Annotated in this window: 4 protein-coding genes and 1 pseudogene; 3 read left to right on the top strand and 2 right to left on the bottom strand. The window is 66.7% G+C overall.

The window, feature by feature from the left end; translation table 11 throughout:
- Positions 1-362: 362 nt before the first annotated feature.
- Positions 363-695 (top strand): annotated as a pseudogene (locus QZX93_RS14900) (hypothetical protein); the annotation flags it as partial.
- Positions 696-752: 57 nt separating this feature from the next.
- The gene (locus QZX93_RS14895; protein ID WP_295390422.1) at positions 753-1,361 is read left to right on the top strand and encodes a transposase; all 609 of its coding nucleotides are present in this window, start codon (positions 753-755) and stop codon (positions 1,359-1,361) included.
- 159 nt (positions 1,362-1,520) lie between these two features.
- Here the strand turns inward: QZX93_RS14895 and QZX93_RS14890 are convergent, their stop codons facing one another.
- On the bottom strand, positions 1,521-2,531 hold the full coding sequence (locus tag QZX93_RS14890; RefSeq protein WP_295390424.1) for a hypothetical protein: 1,011 nt from the start codon (positions 2,529-2,531) through the stop codon (positions 1,521-1,523).
- A gap of 5 nt (positions 2,532-2,536) precedes the next feature.
- Positions 2,537-2,815 carry a hypothetical protein gene (locus QZX93_RS14885; RefSeq protein ID WP_295390427.1) on the bottom strand — a complete coding sequence of 93 codons (279 nt, stop codon included), beginning with the start codon at positions 2,813-2,815 and terminating at the stop codon, positions 2,537-2,539.
- A gap of 466 nt (positions 2,816-3,281) precedes the next feature.
- On the opposite strand from QZX93_RS14885, the gene smc reads away from it, so the two are divergent.
- Positions 3,282-6,782 carry a chromosome segregation protein SMC gene (smc, locus tag QZX93_RS14880; RefSeq protein WP_295390429.1) on the top strand — a complete coding sequence of 1,167 codons (3,501 nt, stop codon included), beginning with the start codon at positions 3,282-3,284 and terminating at the stop codon, positions 6,780-6,782.
- Positions 6,783-7,289: the final 507 nt, after the last annotated feature.

Raw genomic sequence — 7,289 nt, 5'->3', positions numbered from 1 at the left:
TTGACGCTCGCGATCGGTTACGAGGACAGGCGCAGGACGAAGCAAGGGCATCGAAAAAACCAGAGTAGATCACGAAGTTTGCATCTTACAACGCGCTCTTCAGAAACGGTATTAGGATTTTCATCCTGCGGTACTAGTCGCGTTGAATACGGCGACATAGGCTTCCGACTCGTCCGCGAGATCTGCCTGATCTGAGCCACGCGGACCATCCCTGAGCCAGACGGGCCCTCGACCCGTTTGGATGGTTTCGGACGGGCCTTTCAGTCCTTGCGGTTGCGGAGAGTCCTGCCAACCGCTCAGGACGGCGTGAAGGACCATGCCGCGTGTCGGCTTCTGGTTCTCGCACAGCGTAGAATGTCGCCATGATCCACGACCAGAACTTCAAGAACCTGATCCTCGACTACCCGCGCCAGGCCTTGGCCTTCTTTGCCGCCGCGGAGGCCGAGGACCTGCCGGAGTCGGTGCGGATCACGCCGCTGCGTCAGGAGCAGTTACAGGAGCGTTTGGGCGATCGGTTCCGCGAGCTGGACACGCCACTGCTTGTGGAGTTGCCGGACGGGCGGCGCGAGGCCCTGCTGTTTATCGTCGAGGAGGAGAGCGACCCGCGCCGGTTCTCGATCTACCGGTTGGTGCGCTACTGCGCGGACCTGGCCGAGCTGTGCCAGACCGACCGGGTGGTGCCGGTTGTGGTCTTCGGCCTCGATCATAATCCCGGCCAGCGGCGTGCGTAGTCAGGGCTTCCAGCCCTGACGGTGTCAGGCCAAGATGGCCTGACTACGCACCGGGCGAACCCAAGTGGCCGGAATCTTGATCGAGGCCTGGTCTTCCTGCGCGGGTCGCCCGACCGGCGCTCGCTGACCCTCGGGGGCGATCGGTACGCCTATCTCAGTTTCACTTACATCGCCTGCGAGCTGGCTGAGTTGCCCTACCATGCCTACCGCGAGAGCGACAATCTGGTCGCGCGGCTCAACCTCCCCAACATGCGCTACGCGCCTGAGGATCGGGTAGCCGTCTACGCCGACGCGGTGCGCGGTCTGACGACCCTCGAGGCCGATCCCGAGCTGCAACTCAAATATATGGATTTCATCGACATCTATGCCGCGCTCGACGAAAATGAACAGCAACGCTACCACCAACAATACCCAGAGGAGGTCGCAGCCATGACCAGTTTTGCCGAGCGTTTTACCGCGATAGGCGAGCAGCGGGGCGAGGCCACCATGCTGCTGCTTCTATTGCGCCACAAATTTGGCGACCTTGCGGATAGCACCCGCCAACGCGTGGAGACGGCCGACCCGGACACCCTCCTGACCTGGTCCGAGCGCATCCTGACGGCCGACAGCATTGATGAGATCCTGCACTGAGCGCGGATGTGCTGGTTCAACGCGCGGAGGTCAGCGACGGGGCCTTGATCACAATCCAGCCATCTGCGCTTGCGCCAACCCGTCGCGGCCGGGGGGCCGCTCCTACGCGGGTAGGGGTTGCCGCCCGATGATCGCAGGGGCGGGACGCCCACGCTCCTTTTAATACAGATAGCGCTCGGCCGCGCTCACCAGGTCCTCGCGGGCCGGCAGTTCGCTGGGTGAGAATGACACCAGTTGCATGACGAGCCGTTGGTCGCGGGCATTGTGCAGCTCCTGAAAGTCGATCCGGCGGGCGGCGGGGTCCTGGGGGTCGCGCTCGATGTTCATCGGGTCGATGAAGAGGGTGAGTGGTTCGGCCCAGAGCAGCCGCTCGGCCTCTCCCAGTGCATCGGCGACGATCTCCAGATGGTGCTGCAAAACCTGGTCGTCCCGACCCAGGCCCGCCAACTGGTCCGTGATCGCATCCAATTCGGATTCCAGCGTTGCCGGATCAGGGTGCTCACCCTCGCCCGGATTAAAGGTCAAACCCCCGCGCTTGAGCGCCGCCAATTTGCCGCGCAGCAGGTCACGTTGGCGCGCGAGATCGGCGCGCTCGATGCTTCTCTCCCCGATCCGGGTCAGTGCCAGGAATAGCAGGTGGTCGAAGGCGCGGCGCTTGAGGTGACGACGCGCCTCTGCTTCGGTGTGTCTGGGGTCGACCACGTTGTGGCCGGAAAAGCTCACCGCGACCTGCGGCACCTCGCGGCGAATGATATCGCCAGTCAGGTCGATGCCAAAGACCGTGCGCTCGCTGCGCTGCGCCAGCACCAGTGCAGTGATTCGCTCGGCGCCGCGGCCCTCCGTCGTGGCCAGGTAATCGGTCAGTGAGCGATCCCGACTGAAGTGATCCAGCATATCCGCCGCCGAGGCATAGAGTGCGCTGAGTGCCGGAATCGAGGTGAACTCGCGCCGCTCGGCCGATACCGGCGCGGGGATGTTGTCGACCAGCGGGATGACATGATCGATAGCGTGAATGACCGCTTTACGCAGATGTTTGCGGTAACCAGGCAGCAGCCGCAACCGTGCATCAGTGGTGTCGACGGCGCGCTCGATCGCCGCCTCAATGAGTGACTCGGGATAGCGCCCGTGGGACTCCTCGCGACCGCCGAAGATGGACTGGAAAAGCTTCATGGCGGCTAAGCGACCTGTTCGTTTTCCAACGCCTTCTGGGTGATCTCGCCGTACAGACCGACCGCGCGCGCGTAAAGCGCCTGCAGGTCCGGCCGGGCGACCACGTAACGTTTCATTTGTTCGGCATCGGCCATGACGGCCTTGAGGTGGTCGATGTCGCTGGCGTCCAGGCGCTCGCCGCGGTCCACCTTGGCCTTGATGTCGAGCGCTCGCGGGAGCCTGAACTTTTCGAACCGTTCGAGAATGGCGACGATGACGCCGTCTTGATGGGAGATTTCGGTCATGGTGTTTTCCGGGACCTGATGGGGTTGGTGGCCGCCGGCGTTGCTGGTCACCGCTCTGCTGCGCCGGTTGTGCGGGGCCGCGGGGCAACCGTCTATCGGCACTGAAAGGCCGATGCTACTATAGAAGCCTTGACTTTTCACGTACCGGATGCGACCCCGGCAGACGCCACGGCGGGGCCGCCAACGACTGACAAACGTCAGGCCGGACGGGGCATCCGCCCCGTCCGAAACGTCTTGGCTGCCGGGGCAGTCCCTGACCTTGGTGTTGTCTGCCGGGCCCCAAACGCTCGGGGCTGGGTTTCAAATCCCGTCCAGCCAGGACTGACCGAAATTGGTATGGCGAGGGTCGCCACTCCGGAGCCACGGCCCCCGGCAACGCTATCGCCCCCGGCGGATCCCTGCTGACCAGGCGCCACCGCACCCCACCCACTGGCCCCCAACCCCCCGCATCCGTTACCCTGCCCGGATGCGCCTTGAAAAAATCAAACTCTCCGGTTTCAAGTCCTTCGTGGACCCGACCACCGCCCATTTCCCGAGCAATCTGGTGGGCGTCGTGGGGCCGAACGGCTGTGGCAAATCCAACGTCATCGACGCGGTGCGCTGGGTCATGGGCGAGTCCTCGGCCAAGATGCTGCGCGGCGAGTCGATGGCCGACGTCATCTTCAACGGCAGCACGGGGCGCAAGCCGGTGGGCATGGCGAGCATCGAGATGATCTTCGACAACGCCGACGGGCGCGCCGGGGGCGAGTTCGCCGCCTTCAGCCAGATCGCGGTCAAACGACAGGTCACGCGCGACGGCCAGTCGGTCTATTTTCTGAACGGTAGCCGCTGCCGCCGCAAGGACATCCAGGACCTGTTCCTGGGCACCGGCCTGGGGCCCCGCTCCTACGCCATCATCGAGCAGGGGATGATCTCGCGCATCATCGAGGCGCGCCCGGAGGACCTGCGGGTCTTTCTGGAGGAGGCGGCGGGCATCTCAAAATACAAGGAGCGCCGCCGCGAGACCGAGACCCGGATCCGCAACACCAGGGAGAACCTGGACCGGCTGACGGACCTGCGCGACGAGGTGGCCAAGCAGCTCCAGCACCTGGAGCGCCAGGCCGACACCGCTGCCCGCTATACCGAGTTCCGCGCCGAGGAGCGGCGCCTGGACCTGGAGCTCAAGGCCATGCGCTGGCGGGTCCTGGACCAAGAGCTGGACGCGCAGGACCGGCGCCTCGGCACCCTGGAGACCGACCAGGCGGCCGGGCTCGCCCGCCAGCGCCGCCTCGAGGCCGACATTGAGGAGCGCCGCGCCGCCTACAGCGACGCATCCGAGCACTTCAACCAGGTCCAGGGCCGCTTCTACGCGGTGGGCTCCGAGATCGCCCGCGCCGAGCAGGCGATCCAGTTCGCCAACGAGTCCCGTGGGCGCCGGGAGGCCGAACTGGTCCGGCTCGATCAGGAGCTCGACGACGCCAACGACCACCTGGACCGGGATCTGAAGCGGCTGGCCGAGCTCGATGGCGACCTGGCGCGGGATGAGCCGCTGCTCGCCGCCGCCCAGGCTGGACTGGATGCGGCCGCCGCCGCGGTCGCCCTGGCCGAGGACCGGCAGTCGCACTGGGAGGCCGAGTGGGATCGCTTCAACCAGGAGGCCGCCGGCCCGGGTCAGCAGGCGCAGGTAGAGCGCGCCGGGATCAATGCACTGGAGCAGCGTTTGGGGCGCGACCGGGAGCGGCTGCGGCGCCTGGAGGAGGAGGCCGGCCGGCTGGACCTGGCCGGTGCCGAGCAGCGGGTGGAGGACCTGACCGAGCGGGAGGAGGGGCTGGCCGAGCAGTGTGCCGAGGTCGAGACCCGCCAGGCGGGTGTCGCCGCGGACCTGGCCGCGCACGAGGCGGCGGCACGCGCCCTCGTCGCGGACCTGGATCGGGTGCGTACCGCGCTGCAACAGGGCAAGGGTCGGCGCGCCTCGCTCCAGGCACTCCAGCAGGAGGCGCTGACCGATCGTGACAAAAAACTCACCGCCTGGCTGGCGGCCAACGGCCTGGCCCAAGCGCCGCGGTTGGCCGACCGGCTCCAGGTCGGCGCGGGCTGGGAGTCCGCGGTGGAGACGGTGCTCGGGTCGGCACTCAAGGCCGTCCCGGTGCCGGACCTGCGACCCCTGGCGGCGGCGGGACTGACCCCGGGGCTGGTCCTCATCGACACCGCTGCCCCGGCCGCGGCGCCGGGCGAGCGCCCGGCCACGCGACTCGCCGCCCAGTGTGAGGCCCCCTGGCCGCTGGACGGACTGCTCGGCCCGGTCCAGACCGCTGCCGACCTCACCGAGGCATTGGACCGCCGGGCCGACCTGGCCGTGGGCGAATGGCTGATCACCCGCGACGGCATCCAGGTCGGCAGCAACTGGCTGCGCACCCCCGCCGCCGGGTCGACCGCTGGCGTGCTGGCCCGTGCCGAGTCGCTCAAGGCCCTGGAGCTGGAACTCGCGGCACTGACCGAGCAGGAGCAGTCACTCAGCGCCCAGGACCAGTCGCTGCGCGCCGCCCGCGCCGAGGCCGAGCAGGTGCGGGCGCAGACCGCCCAGGCCCTGACCGCGCTCAATCGCGAACTGGCCGGCGTACGCGCCGAGCTGACCGGGAGCCGAGCCCGCCTCGGGCACCTGAACGAGCGCCAGGAGGCCCTGGGCGCGGAGCGTGCGGAGCTGGCCAGCCAGTGCGAGGAGGCCATCGCCGACATGGAGGAGGCGCGCGAGCGCCTGCACGAGCTGCTGGAGGAGGTCGAGCACCTGGTCGAGCGCCGGGAGCAACTCACCCGCGAGCGCGAGTCGCTGCGCACCGCTCTGACCCAGGCGCGCGAGGCCGAGCGCGCCGCCCGCGACCGTGCCCAGGGCCTGCGGGTGGGGGTGGAGTCCAATCGCGCCGCCCGCGAGGCGACCCTGCACAGCCAGTCGCGCGCCCAGGACCAACAGGCCCAATTGCGCGAGCGGCGCGACGAGCTGGAGGCGGCCATCGAGGACTCGGTCGAGCCGCTGGCCGAGCAGCGCGAGCGCCTGGACGAACTACTCGTGCGCCGGGTGGAGGTGGAGGCCGAACTCACCGCCGCCCGCGAGCGCCTGGAGTCGCTGGATCAGGAGGTGCGCTCACTGGAGCAGGAGCGCCACCGGGTGGAGCAGGCCGGGCAGACCAGCCAGCGCGAGCTGGATATGCTGCGCTTGGAGCGCCAGGAGCGGCTGGTGCGCCGCCGCACCCTGGAGGAGCAACTCAAGGAGGTCGAGACCTCCCCGGAGGCGGTGTTGCGCGACCTGGACCCGGCCGCGGACGAGGCCACCTGGCAGGAGCGCCTAAGCAGGCTCGCCGCGCGTATCCAGCGCCTGGGGGCCATCAATCTGGCCGCCATCGACGAGTACAAGGAGCAATCCGAGCGCAAGCGCTATCTGGACGAACAACACGCCGACATCGCCCGCGCGCTCGACACCCTGGAGGGCGCCATCCGCAAGATCGACCGCGAGACCCGCACCCGCTTCAAAGACACCTACGACCAGGTCAACAGCGGTTTCCAACTGCTGTTCCCACGGCTCTTCGGCGGCGGTCACGCCTATCTGGAGCTGACCGACGAGGACCTGCTGGAGACCGGTGTGACCGTCATGGCCCGCCCGCCGGGCAAGCGCAATTCCAGCATCCACTTGCTCTCGGGTGGCGAAAAGGCACTCACCGCGGTGGCCCTGGTGTTCGCCATCTTCCAATTGAACCCGGCGCCCTTCTGTATGTTGGACGAGGTCGATGCGCCGCTCGACGACGCCAATGTCGGGCGCTTCTGCGAGCTGGTCCGGTCCTTATCCAATCAGGTCCAATTCATCTTCATCAGCCACAACAAGGTGACGATGGAGATCGCCGACCACCTGCTCGGCGTCACCATGCACGAGCCCGGTGTCTCGCGGCTGGTCTCGGTGGACGTGGAGGAGGCGGCCAAGTTGGCGGGGGTGGCCTAAAAAAAGCGCTCGTGCCACCGCGGAGATCTCGTGACACCGCAGAGCTCTCGTGACACCGCTCCAGCGGTGTCACGCCTGTGTCAGGCGCTCTGCGCCGCGAGGCCTTGATCATCGGTTCGGCCAGTAATGGTCCGCCTGCAACCGGAGGTCGATGCTTTAGGCGACTTCTGGAAAAGATTTTACCGATTTTCCGTTCGTCCTGAGCTTGTCGAAGGATGAACGGAAAATCCTGCTCTAAGGCTGACATTGAATCCGTTCATGGTTCGACAAGCTCACCACGAACGGATTAAATGTCACAACGAACCGATGGAATCCAGGTATGAACTTTCCCGGAAATCGCCTAAAGAGAAGTCTGTGGTGCCTGCGCGCCGAACCGGCTAACGGCCATGGAAGGGGGACCTACCACCCCGGAGCATGAAAGTCTGTCAGGCTAACGGGGCACTCCTGGGTTCCTCCGTCGTTTTCAGGTAAAAAAGACTTCAAAGACATTGGCTTGCGGCGACTTTC

It is taken from the genome of uncultured Thiodictyon sp. (genome assembly GCF_903946935.1).
Lineage (GTDB): Bacteria > Pseudomonadota > Gammaproteobacteria > Chromatiales > Chromatiaceae > Thiodictyon.
Note: the sequence above shows the minus strand (reverse complement) of the source record. Positions and strands in the feature narration are given on the sequence as shown.

What these genes read in the sequence shown, in the direction of transcription:
- QZX93_RS14890 (WP_295390424.1), bottom strand. Translation starts at nt 2,531, where the DNA reads ATGAAGCTTTTCCAGTCCATCTTCGGCGGTCGCGAGGAGTCCCACGGG.
- QZX93_RS14885 (WP_295390427.1), bottom strand. Translation starts at nt 2,815, where the DNA reads ATGACCGAAATCTCCCATCAAGACGGCGTCATCGTCGCCATTCTCGAA.
- smc (WP_295390429.1), top strand. Translation starts at nt 3,282, where the DNA reads ATGCGCCTTGAAAAAATCAAACTCTCCGGTTTCAAGTCCTTCGTGGAC.